The sequence below is a fragment of the Vreelandella olivaria genome, assembly GCF_023507745.1.
Taxonomy (GTDB): domain Bacteria; phylum Pseudomonadota; class Gammaproteobacteria; order Pseudomonadales; family Halomonadaceae; genus Vreelandella; species Vreelandella olivaria_A.
In genome coordinates, this window is the sequence record NZ_JALPZO010000144.1 from 92151 (window position 1) to 110540 (window position 18390).

Annotated in this window: 21 protein-coding genes and 1 tRNA gene; 12 read left to right on the forward strand and 10 right to left on the reverse strand. The window is 52.2% G+C overall.

From position 1 onward, the window contains the following. Nucleotides 1–23 precede the first annotated feature (23 nt). Entirely contained in the window at nucleotides 24–2165 is a 2142-nt protein-coding gene (locus tag HP566_RS17670) for a TonB-dependent receptor (protein ID WP_284041544.1), read from the reverse strand. Between the two features lie 248 nt (nucleotides 2166–2413). Here HP566_RS17670 and HP566_RS17675 point away from each other — a divergent pair, with 248 nt between their 5' ends. Beyond that, nucleotides 2414–3265, forward strand: coding sequence for an ABC transporter ATP-binding protein (locus HP566_RS17675; RefSeq protein ID WP_249978633.1), 852 nt, complete (start codon nucleotides 2414–2416; stop codon nucleotides 3263–3265). Then, nucleotides 3262–4161 carry a sucrase ferredoxin gene (locus tag HP566_RS17680; protein WP_249978634.1) on the forward strand — a complete coding sequence of 300 codons (900 nt, stop codon included), beginning with the start codon at nucleotides 3262–3264 and terminating at the stop codon, nucleotides 4159–4161. The genes HP566_RS17675 and HP566_RS17680 overlap by 4 nt, the downstream gene beginning before the upstream one ends. Before the next feature lie 220 nt (nucleotides 4162–4381). Here HP566_RS17680 and HP566_RS17685 read toward each other — a convergent pair whose 3' ends face one another. Continuing rightward, a complete protein-coding gene (locus HP566_RS17685; protein ID WP_249978635.1) occupies nucleotides 4382–4693 on the reverse strand; it encodes an AzlD family protein in 312 nt (103 codons plus the stop codon). Then, the gene (locus HP566_RS17690) at nucleotides 4690–5352 is read right to left on the reverse strand and encodes an AzlC family ABC transporter permease (RefSeq protein WP_249978636.1); all 663 of its coding nucleotides are present in this window, start codon (nucleotides 5350–5352) and stop codon (nucleotides 4690–4692) included. Before HP566_RS17690 ends, HP566_RS17685 begins: the two co-directional genes overlap by 4 nt. A gap of 233 nt (nucleotides 5353–5585) precedes the next feature. On the opposite strand from HP566_RS17690, the gene HP566_RS17695 reads away from it, so the two are divergent. The 7 genes from HP566_RS17695 (at nucleotide 5586) to HP566_RS17725 (ending at nucleotide 11426) form a co-directional block, all read left to right on the forward strand. After that, nucleotides 5586–6722 (forward strand): C4-dicarboxylate TRAP transporter substrate-binding protein, encoded by a 1137-nt coding sequence (locus HP566_RS17695; protein WP_249978637.1) that lies wholly within the window; start codon nucleotides 5586–5588, stop codon nucleotides 6720–6722. A gap of 61 nt (nucleotides 6723–6783) precedes the next feature. After that, nucleotides 6784–7410 (forward strand): TetR/AcrR family transcriptional regulator, encoded by a 627-nt coding sequence (locus tag HP566_RS17700; RefSeq protein ID WP_249978638.1) that lies wholly within the window; start codon nucleotides 6784–6786, stop codon nucleotides 7408–7410. Next, entirely contained in the window at nucleotides 7407–7907 is a 501-nt protein-coding gene (locus tag HP566_RS17705; protein WP_249978639.1) for a TRAP transporter small permease, read from the forward strand. The genes HP566_RS17700 and HP566_RS17705 overlap by 4 nt, the downstream gene beginning before the upstream one ends. A gap of 10 nt (nucleotides 7908–7917) precedes the next feature. Next, nucleotides 7918–9225 (forward strand): TRAP transporter large permease subunit, encoded by a 1308-nt coding sequence (locus HP566_RS17710; protein WP_284041545.1) that lies wholly within the window; start codon nucleotides 7918–7920, stop codon nucleotides 9223–9225. A 23-nt stretch (nucleotides 9226–9248) separates the two neighbouring features. Then, the gene (locus tag HP566_RS17715) at nucleotides 9249–10475 is read left to right on the forward strand and encodes a metal-dependent hydrolase family protein (protein ID WP_249978641.1); all 1227 of its coding nucleotides are present in this window, start codon (nucleotides 9249–9251) and stop codon (nucleotides 10473–10475) included. 288 nt (nucleotides 10476–10763) lie between these two features. Further along, a complete protein-coding gene (locus tag HP566_RS17720) occupies nucleotides 10764–10940 on the forward strand; it encodes a hypothetical protein (RefSeq protein ID WP_249978642.1) in 177 nt (58 codons plus the stop codon). A gap of 75 nt (nucleotides 10941–11015) precedes the next feature. Continuing rightward, complete coding sequence (locus HP566_RS17725) at nucleotides 11016–11426, forward strand: MerR family transcriptional regulator (RefSeq protein ID WP_249978643.1); 411 nt, start codon at nucleotides 11016–11018, stop codon at nucleotides 11424–11426. A 311-nt stretch (nucleotides 11427–11737) separates the two neighbouring features. Here HP566_RS17725 and HP566_RS21675 read toward each other — a convergent pair whose 3' ends face one another. Together HP566_RS21675 and HP566_RS21915 are read right to left on the reverse strand one after the other, a co-directional pair. Next, entirely contained in the window at nucleotides 11738–11923 is a 186-nt protein-coding gene (locus tag HP566_RS21675) for an aldehyde dehydrogenase family protein (protein ID WP_284041546.1), read from the reverse strand. 11 nt (nucleotides 11924–11934) lie between these two features. Further along, nucleotides 11935–12096 carry an aldehyde dehydrogenase family protein gene (locus tag HP566_RS21915; RefSeq protein WP_425348213.1) on the reverse strand — a complete coding sequence of 54 codons (162 nt, stop codon included), beginning with the start codon at nucleotides 12094–12096 and terminating at the stop codon, nucleotides 11935–11937. Nucleotides 12097–12287: 191 nt separating this feature from the next. Here HP566_RS21915 and HP566_RS17735 point away from each other — a divergent pair, with 191 nt between their 5' ends. Both HP566_RS17735 and HP566_RS17740 read left to right on the forward strand, forming a co-directional pair. Continuing rightward, nucleotides 12288–12542 carry a type II toxin-antitoxin system Phd/YefM family antitoxin gene (locus tag HP566_RS17735; protein WP_249978644.1) on the forward strand — a complete coding sequence of 85 codons (255 nt, stop codon included), beginning with the start codon at nucleotides 12288–12290 and terminating at the stop codon, nucleotides 12540–12542. Further along, nucleotides 12539–12961 carry a type II toxin-antitoxin system VapC family toxin gene (locus HP566_RS17740; protein ID WP_249978645.1) on the forward strand — a complete coding sequence of 141 codons (423 nt, stop codon included), beginning with the start codon at nucleotides 12539–12541 and terminating at the stop codon, nucleotides 12959–12961. Before HP566_RS17735 ends, HP566_RS17740 begins: the two co-directional genes overlap by 4 nt. A 352-nt stretch (nucleotides 12962–13313) precedes the next feature. Here HP566_RS17740 and HP566_RS17745 read toward each other — a convergent pair. Then, nucleotides 13314–13390, reverse strand: a tRNA-Ile gene (locus HP566_RS17745). Between the two features lie 128 nt (nucleotides 13391–13518). Between HP566_RS17745 and HP566_RS17750 the strand changes: the two genes are divergently transcribed. After that, nucleotides 13519–14097 carry a hypothetical protein gene (locus tag HP566_RS17750; RefSeq protein WP_249978646.1) on the forward strand — a complete coding sequence of 193 codons (579 nt, stop codon included), beginning with the start codon at nucleotides 13519–13521 and terminating at the stop codon, nucleotides 14095–14097. 377 nt (nucleotides 14098–14474) lie between these two features. Here the strand turns inward: HP566_RS17750 and HP566_RS17755 are convergent, their stop codons facing one another. From HP566_RS17755 to HP566_RS17770, 4 genes are read right to left on the reverse strand one after another with little or no spacing between them, the layout of a single operon-like run. Then, complete coding sequence (locus tag HP566_RS17755) at nucleotides 14475–15284, reverse strand: ABC transporter ATP-binding protein (protein WP_249978647.1); 810 nt, start codon at nucleotides 15282–15284, stop codon at nucleotides 14475–14477. After that, nucleotides 15281–16378, reverse strand: coding sequence for a FecCD family ABC transporter permease (locus HP566_RS17760; RefSeq protein ID WP_249978705.1), 1098 nt, complete (start codon nucleotides 16376–16378; stop codon nucleotides 15281–15283). The genes HP566_RS17755 and HP566_RS17760 overlap by 4 nt, the downstream gene beginning before the upstream one ends. A 46-nt stretch (nucleotides 16379–16424) precedes the next feature. Then, nucleotides 16425–17438, reverse strand: coding sequence for a FecCD family ABC transporter permease (locus HP566_RS17765; protein WP_249978648.1), 1014 nt, complete (start codon nucleotides 17436–17438; stop codon nucleotides 16425–16427). Next, nucleotides 17435–18361, reverse strand: coding sequence for an iron-siderophore ABC transporter substrate-binding protein (locus HP566_RS17770; RefSeq protein ID WP_249978649.1), 927 nt, complete (start codon nucleotides 18359–18361; stop codon nucleotides 17435–17437). The genes HP566_RS17765 and HP566_RS17770 overlap by 4 nt, the downstream gene beginning before the upstream one ends. Between the last annotated feature and the right edge of the window lie 29 nt (nucleotides 18362–18390).

The window sequence follows — 18390 nt, forward strand, 5'->3', positions numbered from 1 at the left end:
ATGGCGTGGATAAGCCGCGGCGGTTAGAAATCCAGACGATAACCCAGTGTTAAGGTACGGCCACGTCCGGCAAAGTAGCGCTCGTCATTCACCAGTGCGCTTTGCGAGTAGTAAGTAACGTACTGCTCGTCCAGCAGGTTGGATACCCCCACATTGACACGCCCCACAGGCAGTTGATAACCCACAGCAGCATCCATTAGCAGGTAGCCGTCAAACTCACGGTCTGCTTCATCGAAGGTTTCATCGAAGGCGTAATTAGCCTGGACAAAGGTGGAGAGGTTATCGGTCCAATTCGCTGACCAGCTAGCCGTTAGACGATCGGGCGATACATCCAGCCCTGAAAGCTTGGCATCCAAATTGCCATCATCGTTGCTATCGTAGCGGCCTTCCATGCGCGAGTAAGCTAAACGCCCTGAGTGCTGATCAGAAAACTGATAGTCTACTGATGCCTCGAAGCCTTTAATTTCAGTCTCCTGGCGCTGCATGTAGAACACATCATCCACCTCTGTCAGGCGACTGCCGAAATCAGAAGACGACACGTAATAGCTCAACTCAGCCGCGAGGCGGCCATTCTCAAAGCGTACGCCGGTCTCGATATTATCGGTAACAATTGGACTAAGGTTTTCGATATTATCAACCGACTGCCCTGGGGTATTGATCCCCCTTAACGCACGCCCCACATCAGGAATAGAAAAACCTTCAGCGTAATTGGCGAACAGGCTCCAGTGTTGGACTGGCTTCCACACCACCCCGAAGTTATAAAGCGTTTCATTGAAACTGGGATCACCACCTTCAACAGAAACGCCGTTATTAGCCGCAACAGTTTGATAGCTATCAATACTCAGCTTGGCGTACTCATAACGGGCACCGGCGGAAAGGAGCAGAGAATCCACTGGCCGCAAATCAACCTGTAAGAAAGGTGACAGATCGGTGTATTCGGTGGGCGGCACATAAGTACGGTCAGTTTGATAGAGATACTGCTCTGTTTCATCAAAAAGGGTATCGAAGCCCAAGGTCAGCTTCAAACGCTCATCCCAGAGGTCATCTTTCGTCAGCGAGACCTTGGTACCAAACTTGCTGGTAGCTGCCATGGTCTGGTCATAGAAAGTACCCACAGGTGCAATGGCAGGGTCCTGGAAAGTAGCGGAATTAGTAGCCCCGAACAGCGCTTCGTAGTCCTGGTAATACACCTGGGCACTCAGATGCATACCGGCAAGATCGTAGTGGTCGTAACTTAAGCCGGTTGTCCACACCCGATTATAGGGTGCATCCCCTTCCGGGGTGCCGCGTTCAGAAGTGGTCACCACGCCGTTGGCGCGATCCCCCGTTACGCTGACGTAGTTATTATGCCCCTCAATATTGTAATGGTTGAGGGTAAATTGCAGGCGCTGATTATCATCGAACCAATACGCCAGCTTACCGAGAATATCGAACGAGCGAGAATCCATCAGGTCGCCCTGGGTGTTATCCACTCCGACCGGGTCGCCATTGCCATCCAGGAATAACCCTTGATCCTCAAGGCTTGCTGAAAACAGATAATCGACGTTGCCGCTATTGCCACTTACCCCATAGTTGGTTCGGTAGCTGATCGTATCGCTATTCAGCTCACTGGTAGGAGTGGTGATCTGGGCTTCAACATATTGATTTAATGACCCAGGCTCTGGACGTTTAGTAATCAGGTTAATGACACCGCCCGCCGCCCCTACGCCATTAGTGGCGTTGGCCCCCTGGATAACTTCAATCTGTTCCACCATGGAAAAATCAATGACATGCGCTTCCCTGCCAGTAGGACGCAACGGGTTAGACTGGGGAATGCCATCAATCAATATCAGCGGTGTCCGTCCGCGCAGGGTTTCACCACTCCCGCTCATTTTCTGGCGGCTAGGGGAATAGGAAGGCAACAGATTACTTAATATTTGCGAAGAGTCGCTGGTCAACTGCAACTGTTGATTAATCTCTTCCTCGGTAATGATGCGCACTGTTTGAGGAGAGTCTTCCTTGGTGGTGTTGGTTCTTGATGCGGTGACCACCATGGTCTGCTCGGAATTTTCACGGTTATTCTGTGTCTCCTCGGACACTGCTTCCTGCCCATAAGCCTGGCTGGCAGCCACCAAACCGGCCAACGTCACTGTTGGCCAAAACACCTGGCGTTTCATAGAGCGCATCTTCTGTTTATCCCCTTCGTGCTGAGTGAGTGATCCCTTGAAAACGTAACGCATACACAAATGATAATGATTGCATTATGCATATAAGTTTCTTAAGGTCCACCATAAAGGAACGAACTGTTCGATATAATGAAATTGCTTAATCGTCCAAGCCCCCATGCCATCTGCTATCTGCCCCATCACTACACATTGAAAATGAGAATATTTTGGCTTAGGGTGCTGTCTGTTTATCCTCAGTGAGCCAGCCGATGCCACACACAACCGTTCAACCTCCCCGCCTTAAGGGTGAAGCATTACATGCTGGCTATGAGTCCCGGCTGGTGTTGGATGGCGTGGATATCGCGGTGGAGGAAGGCAAACTCACGGTGCTGTTGGGCCCAAACGGCAGCGGTAAATCGACGCTGCTGAAAACCCTTGCCCGCACACTGACACCGCACACAGGGCACGTTTACCTGGATGGCAAGGATATCCACCGCAGCAATACCCGAGAGGTGGCGCAGCGTTTGGGCATTCTTCCCCAGGGACCGGTGGCACCAGAAGGCTTGAGCGTAAAACAGCTGGTGAGCATGGGCCGCTTTCCCCATCAGCGGCTATGGCACAAGGATGCCAAGCGGGATGCAAACGCTATTCGTGAAGCAATGGCATACGCCAATGTCAGCGAGTTTGCTGAACGCAGTGTGGATGCACTCTCCGGCGGCCAGCGCCAGCGCTGTTGGATTGCCATGGTACTGGCCCAGCAAACCGATCTGATTCTACTGGATGAACCCACCACCTTTCTTGACCTTAAAGTACAGGTGGATTTACTGGAGCTGCTCTCCAACCTGGCCCACGAGCATGGCCGCACCCTGCTGCTGGTGCTGCATGACCTGAATCTGGCGGCCGCCTATGCAGACCATCTGGTAATGATGCGCGATGGACGTATTGTCACTGGCGGCACGCCCAAGGATGTCTTTACCGCTGATACGCTTAAGCGGGTTTTCAACCTGGATGCCCATGTGATTAATGACCCTATCAGCGGTAGCCCGGTGTGTGTACCGCTAAAAAGCACCACATCCAAGCATCAACCCACGGCTCCTTATAAAGCTCCCGTAGCGCTATGAACCACTCTTTCTGTGCTGATCTCAGCCTCGAACAGGATGATCCGCTGGCGGGCAGCGCCGCCCACCTCGAACGTAACCTGTTAATAAGCTGGCCCCGGGCCAAATGGCTACGCACCATGCGCCACGCTAGCGATATGAGCGATACGCTAAAACAAACCCTGGACAGCATTGCGGGCAACGGACGACGAATCAACCTGATTCACCGCCAGCAACAAGACGCCACGCAGCACCAGATATTTTTGATGCCGGAAAAGCGCTGCTTCAGCGTACCGCGCGAACAGTTAGTGGTCTTTCTCACCGCTTGGCAAAACGATAGCCCGCTAGACCGGTGGGAACAGAGCCTACTGGAGCATGATCTGGTGCTTTGCTGTACCCACGGCAAGAAAGATAAATGCTGCGCCAAATACGGTTATCAAACCTACAAGGCACTGACCAAAACCGTGGCGGAACACCAGCTACCCTTTGACGTTTGGGAAAGCAGCCACCTGGGCGGCTGCCGCCTCGCCGCCAGCCTGATTCTACTTCCCCATGTGCGCAAATATGGGCGCATCACCCCGGCGCAAGTGCTCCCCTTTCTACACAGTGAAGCCCGCAATGAGCGCTATCTACCCTGCTACCGGGGCGACTCACAGCTCACCCCCGCCCAACAGTGCAGCCAGTTAGCCGCCCTAAATCATCTAAGCAACAGTGGATACCAGCCCCAGCTAACATTGATTGAAGATAAAGGTAATGAGCAGGAACGCCTTATTCGCTGGCAGTGGCAACTTGGCCAGACCCATGGGCAACTAAACGTGCGCTGCCACGCCACCACTATCATGCGCGTGGATAGCTGTTCGGACCTTGAGCAAGGGCCTACAGAAAGTGTTGTTTGGAGGGTGAGGGAAATAAGCACATAACAGCTAGCGTTAGCATATTGTCTTATTGTACGTCCCATTTAGTAAGCTTTAGTAAGCATGTGTCTAATAATAACCAGAATACTCCGCTTTTACCGGGAGCGACCATACTCACCATTCTTACAGCGTTAACTATCAGACCCTGAACTGTTTGGCAATCCAATTAACAGCAACAAAACAAGCTATAAGTGGGTTGCTTAATTAACAAGAAACCTTGAGCGGCTTACACAAACCACCAGCGCCAACAAGCTGCACAGGCCATGCCAATTGCAATTGATGCCAGCGGGCTTCTCAAAACAATAGCTACTGTTCCAGCTGCAAACGCCGCGAGCCGTACACCACCATCACCATGCACAATGATAGGCACAATGACCGCAATAAGTACTGAGTTCGACATGGCATCAACAAACCGCCTGACTTGGGGCCCAAGCGGCACGCGTAACATTATTAACAGCCCTAGCACTCGCGACCCATAAGCAATCGCCGCCATTATGATGATGGCTAATAACGACTGCAACACTGGAGATGAGTTCATAAGACTCTCACCCTAAACCAACGCTCTGGCAACAATATGGCTACCATACCCCCCGTTACAGCGCCCACTATGACATGCAAATAAGGTGGCAACCACCAGTACGCCATTAGGGCACTGGTCGACGCAGCTAACCAAGGTAGAATCATAACTGCACGAGGATTTCCACTCACAACGATCATTAACAGAAAACACAGCATTATCACGTCAAGACCGAAGCGCCCAGGATCAGTAATACCTTCTCCAAATGCTAACCCTATAATGGTACCCACTACCCAGGCACTCCATAGCACAACTCCACCGCCAAGGAGAATACCTAAATTTCTCTCGCCACGTTGATACTCACCCAGTGCCATTGCCCAGTTAGAGTCAGTCAAAAAAACCACCATTGCGAGTTGCTGTCGTTTAGGTAATGGCTGTAACCAAGGATAAAGTGCGGCACTCATCAACATATGGCGAGTATGAATCGCCAGAGTGGTGACAGCCAGTGCAAATAGCGGTAAAGGGGAATGCCACATCTCAAGAGCAGCAAACTGCGATGGAGCAGCGAACACAAAGGAGCTCATTAGTATCGCTTCCCAGTCATTTACCCCCTGATGCACAGCGGCAACACCAAACGCCAAACCAAACGCTACGGTAAACGCTGCCAGAGGCAGCATCATTCGAATTCCTCTCCAAGTACCTCGGATAGTCAGTTGAGTTGGATTTTCCTTTGCTCTCATCAGATTGCATCTCCCAGTGCAGTATCTTAATAAAAAAACAAACAGACCTGCTTGTTTTTTTATTTACTAAAGTCTAGATTGAATCATGTGCACTCGCCATCCAGTGACGTGCCAACACTAGCGAAGCAAGACAATAGCAAAAAACAGCTGATTAAATCGGCCTGGGAAACTACATGAAACTCGCTCGTAATACACTAATACTAGCTGTGGCGGCTTCAGCATTGTCTGCTTTTGCCTCCTCGGCACAAGCCACAACATCATTTATTGCCAATTCGTTCTACGATCAACAGCACCCCCACTCCCGCTACGGTTACATAGAGTGGGCGGAAATAGTCAAAGAACTCTCGAATGGCGAACTACAGCCCGAAGTTTATACCGGAACTGTGCTGCTGGCACCACGCGCTAACCTGCAGGGCATTCAGGATAATATTGTGCAAGTTGCTCACCATGCGGCGATCTACACACCTTCGGAAATGCCGGTTGCAAATGCCGTTCAAGAGCTCGGCTTCAACTATGACGATCCATTGGTTGGAATACTGGCAGTGACAGATTTCAGCCTTAATAACCCGATCCAGCTTGCAGAGTGGGAAGAGCTAGATATTGTTTATCTTGGTGCTTACAACACGCCTTCGTATGTGTTGTTTTGCCGTGAACCTGTTCGCAATCTCCAAGAACTGCGTGGTAAGCGCATCCGCACCGCTGGATCTACTGTTTCCGCGTGGGTAGAGCAGGCTGGTGGTACACCGGTCAATGTTCCTTCGAGTGAGATGTATAGTGGTCTTGATCGTGGGTCGTTAGATTGTGCTTCTAATGCAGCAAACGACCTGATCGACCGCTCTTTATGGGAAGTCGCCGAGCACACCACACTTCTGCCAACCGGCATGTATTGGTCTGGTCCACAATGGGGCTTTAATTCTGATTTTTGGGCCAGCCTGAGCAGTGAACAGCGCGATGTCTTCAAGGAAGCGACTGCCAAAGCAATGACACGTATGATCGTTCAATTCCTTGGTGCATCTGAAGCCGCATTGGAAGAAGCAGCGTCTCACGGTAACAACATCTATGAGCCTGAAGAGGATTTAATGGCTTCTGTGGATGCTTTTCGTAACGCAGCCCTGGCTAATGTCTACGATAAAGCTCGCGATGAGTATGGCGTTGAAGATCCAGAAGCCCTGATTAACGATTTCATCGCAATATATGAAAAGTGGGAGACCTTAGTCAGTCAAGTTGACCGCGAAGATGAAGAGGCTTTAGCCAACATGGCGCTGGAAGAAATTTTTAATAAGCTTCCAGAAAATTACGGCATTTATTAACTCCGTAATACCTATGCCGCCTCAATGAGGCGGCAATGGCCAAAAATAGGGGTTCACTATAATGAAGCGACAAAACCAGGAAGAGCGCTCTCGTCAAACTCAGGCACGAGTAACTCAAGCGACTCTAGAATGTATTCTTGAAAAAGGGATTCGTGCCACCTCTACCGTGGACATTGCGCGTCAGGCCGGTGTTTCCCGGGGTGCATTGGTTCATCATTATCCCTCTAAGACACTATTGATGCAGGCAGCCCTTGAAGACTTGCTGAGCCGAGAAGTTGAAAGCGTAAGGCACATGGCCGCGCAAGTTAAAGCGGGTGAACTGAATTTTGACAGCTTATTAAAAGCACTGCATGAGCACTTCAAGGGTGACTTGTACATGGTGACGCTCGAATATCTCACTAATGCACGTACTGACCCTGACATAATGAAAGTACTGGTACCACTTGCAGCGAGGTTCAATGACTCGTTGGAGCAGATTTGGGAGCAGTTAGTCGCCAGTTCTGAGCACACTTCCCATCAGAATCGCGTCGCCTTAAATGCTACGTTATGCATGATGCGAGGCATGGGGGCGCAAAGCATCTGGCGTGACGACCCTGAACTATACCACGATATGCTGCTGTTCTGGAAAGAGACGCTTTTAAAGCTAGGTTTTCCTACCGCGGATTCGAAGAAAGGTGAGCTAGTATGATCACCGACAACCTCGAACCTCTGAGTCAATGGGTTGCCAAAATCACCCTAGTGCTTGCAACGTTATTTCTAGTGCTTATGGCACTGCATGTCACTCTCGATGTTGGGCTCCGTTACCTATTCGGGAAGTCGTTTACTGGCACTCTAGAGTTTGTTTCTTTTTACTATATGGTTGCTGTGGTCTTTCTGCCACTCGCCTATGTTGAGCTACAACATGAACATATCAGCGTGGATGTGCTGGTTGGAAGGCTTCCCTCTATTGCCCAGCTAATGCTTTATTTGTTCGCAGGAACACTCGGCCTCATTTATTTCGGCATGCTCGGCTACCAGAGTTATCTCGATGCAGTACGCGCCACGGTTCGAATGGAAACTGCCATGGCCAATTTCACCTTCTATTTGTGGCCCAGTCGCTGGGCGTTACCAGCTGGCTTTGCGGCTATGTGCATGGCTATCCTCGCCAACATGATTAAGGCGCTGCAACAACGCCAAGCCCTGTAGGAGCTTCCTAATGACTAATATCGAGATAGGCGTGGCAGGCATTGCCATCGCCTTGGCCCTGATTGCCCTGCGGGTGCCAATCGGCATTGCACTTGGTTTGGTGTCGATCATAGGTATAAGTGAGATGACAAGTATGCGTGTGGCCTGGGGGATGATTTCCGCGACTCCCTTTGACTTTGCAGGCACTTGGGAGCTGACGGCCGCACCTATGTTTCTGTTTATGGGCTATCTGTGTACCACCACCAATATGACCCAAGGCCTATTCCATGCTATGCGTCTTTACTTAGCCAGACTTCCGGGCGGCCTTGCTGTTTCCAGTGTCATGGCCTCGGCTTTCTTTGCTGCAGCCTCTGGCTCTAGTGTGGCCACATCGGCGGCTATGTCGCGAATCGCCGTCCCCGAAATGCTCAAGCACAACTACGACAAGGGATTGGCCACAGGTACTGTCGCAGCATCCGGCACACTGGGTTCACTGATTCCTCCTAGTGTGCTGCTGGTTCTCTATGGAGTGTACGCGCAGGTATCTGTGGGCCAGCTGTTCATGGCAGGATTCATTCCCGGCATGCTATCGGCGCTTCTTTACATCATTATGATTATGGTACGAACCAAGCTTAACCCTAGTCTAGCTGGCCATACCGAAGTACGTACCAGTTGGGACGAAAAGTGGGATGCACTTAAGAATATCTGGCCATTACCATTACTGATCGGCTCCGTGCTTGGCGGAATCTTTCTCGGTATTTTCTCGCCTACTGAAGCCGGGGCAGTAGGTACAACCATTGCGGCGCTGATCGCTTGTACCCGTCGTACACTGACCTTTTCCGCGCTTAGGGAAGCACTAATTCGCACTGCAGTGAGCACAGCTAGCATCTTTATTATTTTAATTGGTTCGTTATTCTTTACTCGCTTTTTAGCCATGAGTGGCGTGCCTGCCGCTTTTTCCGAGTTAATTCTCGGTGTTAGCACCGAGACATGGTGGATAATTCTCGCTGCAGCCCTGATTTATTTGGCATTGGGAATGTTCATCGACTCCATTGGTTTATTGCTACTAACACTGCCGTTAATTCTTCCATTAGTACATGGTGCAGACCTCAACTTAATATGGTTCGGCATTATCGTCGTTAAGCTACTTGAAGTGGGTTTGGTTACTCCACCGATTGGACTCAATGTATATGTCATAAAAGGCTCGCTTGGCAATAGCGTAACCCTGTCTGAGGTATTCAAGGGCGTAAGCTGGTTCATCGTCATGGATATTATTGCTCTGTTATTAATTGTGCTGATTCCAGCACTTTCACTATATCTTCCACAAAAAATGTTTTAACGCCATACTCACAAGGAATACTTATGTCAACGATACGCTTTATCAACGCCAACGTCATCGATACTCGAAACGGCAAGGTACTCGCTAATCAGCAGGTTCGTATTCAAGATGCTCGTATTATTGCTATTAGCGACTCTCCACTAGGAGGAAGTGACGATCAAGTTATTGATATAAAAAACCACTTTCTAATGCCTGGTTTGGTTGATTCACATGTCCACGTTACGGCAATTACACCAAATTTTGCACTGCTCGAAACACTTTCTCCTTTTTATGTCGGTGCTAAATCTAGCGAGCTCCTTGAAGCCATGTTAATGCGGGGATTTACTACCGTACGCGATGCCGGTGGCGCAGATTATGGCCTTGCCAGGGCAGTGGATGAAGGAGCCTTGATTGGGCCGCGTATTATGTACGCAGGGAATGCGCTATCCCAGACAGGTGGACATGCCGATATGCGTGGACCTGGACAGCAAACTTTTGAAGGTTGCTTCTGTTGTGCTGGATTGGGACGTGTTTGCGATGGTGTTAGCGAAGTGCGCCGAGCAGCGCGAGACGAAATTAGAAAGGGAGCTACGCAGATCAAGATTATGGCATCAGGGGGCGTTTCCTCACCTACTGATCGCATAGATAGTACCCAGTTCTCTATTGAAGAAATTGATGCCATTGTAGAAGAAGCCACCGCTGCCAATATTCATACTATGGCACATGCCTATACAGCACGCGCTATCAACCGGCTACTCCCTAGAGGAGTAAAGACCATTGAGCATGGAAATTTAATGGATGATGAAAGTTGCCGGCTGTTCCTTAAACATGACGCCTACCTTACCCCTACCCTGTGTACCTATGATGCCTTGGCGAAGGAGGGTGTAGAAGCCGGAATGGCGGAGCACCTGCAACGCAAAGTTTATGATGTACTTGATGCTGGTGGTAAAGCGTTAGAAATGGCTCAACGTCACGGGGTCAAAATGCTATATGGCTCCGACTTACTTGGACGAATGCAACGTCATCAGCTTAACGAATTTCATCTACGCAAAGATGTGGTGCCGACTGACGAACTAATTCGTTCAGCGACTAGCCATGCCGCTGATGCTTATGGGCATACAGGTGACTTTGGTGAGATTATTCCAGGCGCTAGGGGGGATGTTATTGTGCTCAAAGACAATCCTTTAGATAACATCAACGCACTTACTCAACCTGATGAACAACTTATGCTTATAATGAAAGGAGGAGTTTTTTACAAAAATATTTTATAGGAATCCCAACTAGCAGCCTCCTTTCAATGAAACTAGAATGCCTAGCCCATATACATATAGTGGCTAGGCACTTGACTCAAAGCCTCTATTCACAACACCGAACTTTAGCTAGTTAGAAACCCTCTACTACCGACATTTTAAAACACTACCACAACACATGGTTTATATGAGAATTAATTGAGTCAAGGTGGTTTTTCTACCTCCTTTCTATCACCAGCATCAACGAAGTAATACAATATATGCTTATATAACTAAGCTGCCCTTTGATGTTTGGGAAAGCAGCTACCGGTGCAACTCACCGCCCAGCAGTGCGGTCAGTTAGCCGCCCTCAATCATCTAGGCAACAATGGATACCAGCCCCAGCTAACATTGCTGGAAGATAAGGGTAATGAGCAGGAGCGCCTTATTCGCTGGCAGTGGCAACTTGGCCAGCCCCACGGACAGCTAGTCGCTGGTGTAAGCTAATGAACACTATCCCCTCTTGCAGATGACAGTTAAAGTAAGTGTTAAGGTTACTCTTTCAGGTTGAGGCAAAAAGATATGCTAATCGGTGAACTGGCTGATCGTACCGGCCTCGCTCCTTCACGTATTCGTTTCTACGAACGCATCGGTCTGCTGAAAACAGTGAAGCGCCAACCCAACGGCTATCGCCACTATCCACCCGAAGCGCTTATGGTACTAAACCTGATCACCACTGCTCAGCAGGCTGGTTTCAGCCTTGATGAGCTTCGCACACTCTTACCTGCTGATTTGGCTGATTGGGATCATGGCTCGTTGCTAAAGGTGCTTCAGCAAAAGATCTTCGATATTGAAGAAATGCAGGAAAAACTTGCCCAAAGCAAAGCACAGCTACAGCAAGTGCTAACAGAGATAGAGGCAAAACCTGGCGATATGGACTGCGCAACCAACGCTAAACGCGTCTTATCGCAATTTGGATTAGAAAAAGGCTAACGTTCACCGTTTCGAATTATCTAAACCCTGTTAGCATGCAACCGCACTATGAAGCAACACGCGTGCTATAGGGGGCACCTTTTAGGCTTACAACAAAGCCACTATTTTCCTCGCCGCCAAGGAGCCCTACCACTCCCCAGTGTCAGCGCCAGAGCAAAGTTCGCAAACTTACCAAAAGGGGCACGCAGCAGGCTTATCAGACTCCAACGCCGCTGTACAAACACCCCTTTAGCGTGACTCAAGGCACGGAAGCCCTCAATACCATGATAGGCCCCCATCCCGCTGGGCCCTACTCCCCCAAACGGCAAGTCCTAATGTCGATCGCTGATGATGGACGTGTAGTCCTGGCTGGTCGGCCCCTGGGGATAAAAGCGGGATACCGACGCGGAGTACTCAGCAATAAACCTCTCCAGATCATCCTCGTGAACCAACACATAGTCCGGTGCTACACAGGTCTGCCCGCTATTCGACAGTTTACCGAACACGATACTATCCATATTTCGCGGGGTTATATCTGGCCCTGGCCGATAATCACAGGGCTCTTACCACCCAATTCGAGCGTTACTGGTACCAGATTCTCGCTAGCCGCCTTCATGACCTTGCGGCCTACCTGTGTGCTTCCGGTAAAGAAAAGGTGATCGAACGGCAGGCGACTAAACGCAGCCCCCACCTCCGGCCCCCAAGCACTACCGAGACTACGTCTCTCGGGAACGTTTTAGCCATCATCCGACTTATCACATCGCTGGTTTTAAGCGTCAACTCGGAGGGCTTGAGCATGGCACGATAGCCAGCCGCTTATGGACAGCTCGCCACCTATGTAGTAACATACCTATATAGATAATTCATGTAGGAGGTGTCGCCATGACCATCACGACCCTATCCAGTCGAGAGCTTAACCAGGACGTTACCCGGGCAAAGAAGGCGGCCAAGAGTGGCCCGGTGTTCATCACGGATCGCGGCAAGCCTGCTCATGTGCTGTTGAGCATCAAGGAGTACCAGCGGCTTACAAAGCAACGTCGCAACATTGCTGATTCTCTGGCTATGCCGGACATTGCGGACATCGAGTTTGAACCGCCGCGTGTGACCATCGGCACTCAGCCGGCTGATTTCTCATGATGTTCGTTCTCGACACCAACGTAGTGTCCGAACTGCGAAAGGTTCGAGCTGGCAAAGCTGATCCAAACGTTGCGGCATGGACTGAAAACGTTGATGCCACCGAGCTTTTTGTGTCCGCCATCACCATCATGGAGCTGGAACTTGGCGTGTTGTCGATTGAGCGCAAGGACGCCACCCAAGGGGCCGTGCTGCGCTCGTGGCTGGAGCAACACGTACTGCCGGAGTTCTCAGGGCGAACATTGCCAGTTGATACAGCCGTGGCGCAACGCTGCGCCCGGCTGCACGTCCCCGACAAGCGGGGCGAGCGTGACGCGCTCATCGCGGCAACAGCCCTTATGCATGGCATGACGGTAGTTACTCGCAATGTGGCCGATTTCGAGCCTACAGGAGTGACTATCCTCAATCCGTGGGAGGCGTAGACGTGTCGAGCAAGTTCCTTCCGTCGGTTGATAACCCAACCAAAGTATCGATGGCGGTGTGTAAGCGCGCGCAGTTTTTGCGCGAAAACGGCATCAATACTTACCCGGGCGCGGTCAGCAATGTTCTTTTCGAAGCTCGGCGTAAGGCACAGTCATGTTTAACACCGAAGATAGTTGATAGCTGCAGCCGGTTCGACAGGAATGAGGTAAAATCATGGTGACAACGAGCGCGCTTGAGTGTCACCATTTCTTTTATGTGCGATTGGTGACTCGGTGCAGCTGGCCAGGTCGCCATAGGTTCAGTACAGTTCCAGTGTTTCTGGCTGTATCTTTGGGACAATTTCGCGGTAGATGGTGGGCCCAGTAGGACTTGAACCTACGACCAAGGGATTATGAGTCCCCTGCTCTAACCAACTGAGCTATAGGCCCGAAAAGCGTGCATATAATAGCGAATGTGTCGCTGCTAGGCTACCCCCATGCACGCTATCTTAGTATCGTTACGGCACTTTTTTCACTCTTCAGGGTCTGGTGGTGAGTCCTTTATGCGGAGACGCACTGTGAAAGCATTCATTGCTCTTTTCCCACTGTTATTGGTAGTGCCGGTGGCACACGCGGACTGGCAGCTAGACCCAAGCCAGTCGCTGGTACGTGCGTCGATTACCCAACTGGATGGTGCAACACCGCAAACCCATCACCACCAGGTGAGTAACCTACAGGGTGATATTTCGCCTGATGGCACGCTGCGCTTGCCGTTGCGCTTAAGCCAAACAGACCTACTAGACCGTTTTAGCGAACTGCCGCCTTGGGTAGGGCTGCTGACGAATACCACTCTGGTGACATTGGTGGCACAAATGCCGCCAGAGCGTTTGGATGGCCTTGATATAGGTGAATCCATAGTGGAGACGCTGACTTTCCGGGTGCAAACTGATGCCATTAACCAGCAGGAGACAGTGCCACTGCGCTTCACCCGCGAGGGCCTAAACGAAGTGCGTGTTACCCATGCAGAGCCCATGGCACTGGATGGCAAGGCGCTAATGCAGAACAGCACGGTGCGTACCGTGCTGTCGATGCTGGGCTATCAAGAGATTGACGAACATGTACCCGTCACTCTCAATGCTCTATTGGTTAACCGTTAGCGCTACCTTGGCCGCTAGCACCTCTTAACGAGTCAGGACTTCCACATCCCCAGCCTGGGCTTCGCCGGTTTGTACCCGCCATTGGGCTGCATAATGTCCGTTGGCGGCCAGCAAGCACTGGGTAAGTCCAGTACGCCATAGACACCGATGTTCAAGGTGCTGCCCTCATGCCGCCTACAGTAAAGGTGGCTAAACAGCCCGTCAGAATGGCCATTCGAATCACCGGTAGAAACGCCGAGCTTACTTTGTAGCCCTTGGCATAAGCAGCCTTACCAGGGCATGAAAACTGTGTGTCGAAAAAGCCACATTGGTTCCTTAAAGGATTGTCAGGGAGTGTCCAATCTCACGATTATGGCGGGTACGCAGCAGGTTACGCCTCACGCGGGCTGGGCTGCACGCCGAACATTGGCAAGCAACGGGCTGCCGGTATCGGGGTCGGTCAGCAGTGTGCACTCGACCTGATAGAGTTCACGCACCAGATCAGGCGTAACCACCTGAGCAGGAGCCCCCTCGGCAATGATCTGGCCTTCACGCATCGCAATCAAGTGATCTGCGTAGCGGCAGGCACTGGCAAGGTCATGCAGCACCATCACCACCGTACGGCCATAAGCAGCCAGATGGCGCACCAGTTCAAAGACTTCTATTTGATGCCCTAAATCCAGCGCTGAGGTGGGTTCATCCAACAGCAGAAGCGGTGTTTCCTGGGCGATGGTCATGGCAATCCAGGCCCGTTGGCGCTGCCCACCGGAAAGGGCATCCAGCGGGCGATCCGCCAGAGTTTCCAGCCCGGCGGCTGCCAGTGCATGCTGCACTACTTTTTGATCTTCCGCTGACCACTGCCGTAACCACCCCTGATGTGGCTGGCGGCCAAAACGGATCAGCTCTGTCACGGTCAACCCTTCCGGGGCAACCGCTTCCTGTGGCAATAGCGCCAACTGGGTTGCCAGCTTGCGCGAGGGTAAGCGCTGGATATCCTCGCCGCTAAGTAAAACGGCGCCACTCTCCGGCTTATGCAAACGGGCCAGCCCGGACAACAGTGTAGACTTGCCACAGCCATTGGGCCCCACAATGGCAGTCACCTGCCCACTGGGTAAAACGATATCAAGCGCTTCGATAACCCGCCGTGTCCCGTAGCTCATCCCCAGGCTTTGCGTTTCCAGGGTGGGTGAGAACATAGTCTGAGTCATGCGAGGCTCCGTTGTGGGCGCATTAAAATCCAGAGTAGCCAGGGGCCACCCACGACTGCGGTGACGATTCCCACCGGAATTTCGATGGGGGCGAGTAGTGTACGACCAGCCAAATCCGCTAATACCATCACCAGAGCACCTGCCAGTGTTGCAGCCACGATGGGGATATGGCGTGAAGTCGATAGCGCTCTGGCAATTTCAGGGCCAATCAACCCCACCATGCCCACCGGGCCTGCGACCGCCACTGCCAGGGCAGTCAAGGTGACCGACAATAACAGCACCTGGAAACGGCGTGACTTAACACTCACCCCCAGGCCTGCTGCCGTAGCATCTTTAAAGCGCAGTACAGCCAGAGAGCGGGCAAATGCCAAGGCAGCCAGAAACCCCATGACCAGCCCGATACCCAATATCTGTACTGCCCCGGAAGGACGGGCATTGAGCGACCCCACTGTCCAGGGATAGGCCGCATTGGCGGTATCAATAGGTACCCGCGCCAGCATCAATTGTGTCATAGCACCGAAAACAGCGCCCACACCAATCCCTGCAATGATAAAGCGATACCCCTGCGTGCCACTTCCGGCAGCAAGTCCAAACGTCAGCACCGCCGCGGTTATACCGCCACTGAGCGCCATCACAGGTGGCGCCAGCGAGAACCCCACACCGATAACCGAGGCCACAGCGAAAGCCGTTGCCCCATTGTCGATGCCGATAATCCCTGGCGTTGCCAGCCGGTTACGCGCCAGGGTTTGCATCAGAATTCCTGCCAGAGCAAACGCAGCCCCCGTAAAGCAGGCAGCTGCCAGCCTGGGCAGCCTTAACTCCTGCACCATAAAAGAGGTCATCATATCGCCGTTCCCCAGCATGGCCTGGATAACATCCAGGGGGGACAGGGTCACACTGCCAAAACTGAGATAAGCAAGGCAGGCGAAACAGAGCACCAATCCTAACCCCATATTAACAGTCAGCGCACGGCGCTCCACCAGTATGCTGTATGGCTGCCCGGACCACTGCCAGGCAAAGCGCCAATAGCCTGTTGGAGCTTCCACCGGCACCGCCCCTGCTGAAGAGGCCTGGCGTATGCTGCGTTCACTCATCAGTGTCACAGGAAAAAATCTCATGGGATTGAACTTCATTGCATACTCACAACATGGGCAGCCTGCGTGCACGCACCACGGCAATCAGCACCGGCGCACCACATAAAGCCGTTAATACGCCAAGCGGTAATTCAGACGGAGCAACCACAACACGGGAGACGATATCGGCGGCCAGCACAATCAATGGGCCGATAGGCAGGCAAAACAGCAAGGTACGGCGAATGTCAGAACCAGCAAAAGCACGCGCAACAAACGGAACCACCAGGCCTACAAAAGCGATGGGGCCGGCAATGGCCGTGGCAGCCCCTACCAACATGGCGACACACAGCACGACCAGTGCCCGGATCAACTGGGGATGATGCCCCAACCCTGTAGCCATCCGCTCCCCCAACGCCAGCGCGGCAAGAGGCCGGGCAATCAGTGCCACCAATAGCCCAGACACCACAAGGCTTGGCAACACGGAAAGCAGGTCATCCAACCGTCTTCCCGCCAGGCTTCCTACCACCCAGAAGCGAATCTCATCAGCAGCGCGCTGATCGTAGAGCAGAATCAGTGATGTCATTGAGCCAAGCAGACCGGAAAAAGCAGCCCCCGCCAGCACTAAGCGAACCGGATCATTGCCCACACCGCGCAAACGGGCAACGCTTAACACACACAGGCAACCTACCAGTGCTCCTACCTGGGCAACCGAAATACGCAAGGTTGCGGCGCTTCCCCCCAGCACCAATGCCAGGGCGATGGCAAAGGCCGCACCAGCGCTAACCCCCAGCAATCCCGGTTCGGCAAGGGGGTTACGTGCCACAGCCTGTAGCAGTGCGCCCGCCACCCCCAATGCCAACCCAACGGCAATACCAATCAAGGTACGCGGGGCACGCAGCTCCCAAACAACAAAACGGGCATCACTATCACCCGTCCCACTCAATACTTCCAGCGCGCGTAATGGCCCAACGCTGCCAGCGCCTATCAATAAACTAACGAGACTCACCGCCACAAGGGCGGTGAGCAATAATATTAAGGCTGTTCTTTGATCCAGCCGTTGGGCCAGTTTGAGAACCTTCACGGCAACAGCGCTTCCTCGATATCGTCCAGAATCGCCTGGGCTGCCAGTGGCCCATTAGCGCTGGACCATAACTGACCATCCACGGGCACAACCTGATCATTCTGAACCACATTCAATCGGGCGAAGGCGTTACTCTGTCTGGCGGCATCCAATGCTGCCTGCCCATCTTCATTAAGCGTGGCCAGGAATAGCCAGTCGGCATCCACCAGGGAAAGGTTCTCCAGGCTAAGTACATCACTGTGCCCGGCATCCTCCGGCACAAGACCATCATCCTGAATATCCAGGCCAACCTGGGCAAGCATACCGGTTGAGAACAGCTTCTCTGACATGACCATCGGCCCTGCTGGCATCCAGCGCACCAGGAAGGCAGAACCACCTACGCCAGCCTCTTCCAAGGTCTGTGCCAGTTCAGAAGCACGCTGCTCTACCGCGGTAATAGCATCATCCACTTCCACCTCGCGGTTCAACGCCTGACCAAATAGCCGTGCTTCATCTTTCCAGTTGTCAGGCGCCATGCCCTGTACTGACGGCGCCACCGTGGGAGCAATGCGCGATAACAGTTGGTACTGCTCGGCAGTCAGATTTGGTGCCGCCAGAATCAAGTCAGGCTGCAAACGCAGGACGGCTTCAATATTGATTTCCCGTACGACACCCACAATCTCCAGTGAGGAGGTGTCCGTATGCTCACCGATATAAGTAGCCACACCGGAACCGCCACGGGTTGTCACTGCGCCAAGCGGGGTAATGCCCGCAGCAAGAGAAGCGTCCAGTGCACCTTCGTAAAGCGTCACCACGCGTGTAGGGGTACCTTCAACCTCCACCTCACCGAAGGCCGTCTCCAGTACACGGGCCTGGGCCTGATTGATCATCAAACCACCCAGTAGCACCCCAGCCAGACCAAACCGCCGTATGCTTCTTAACATTGAGAGACCCTTTGAAATTACAATTGACA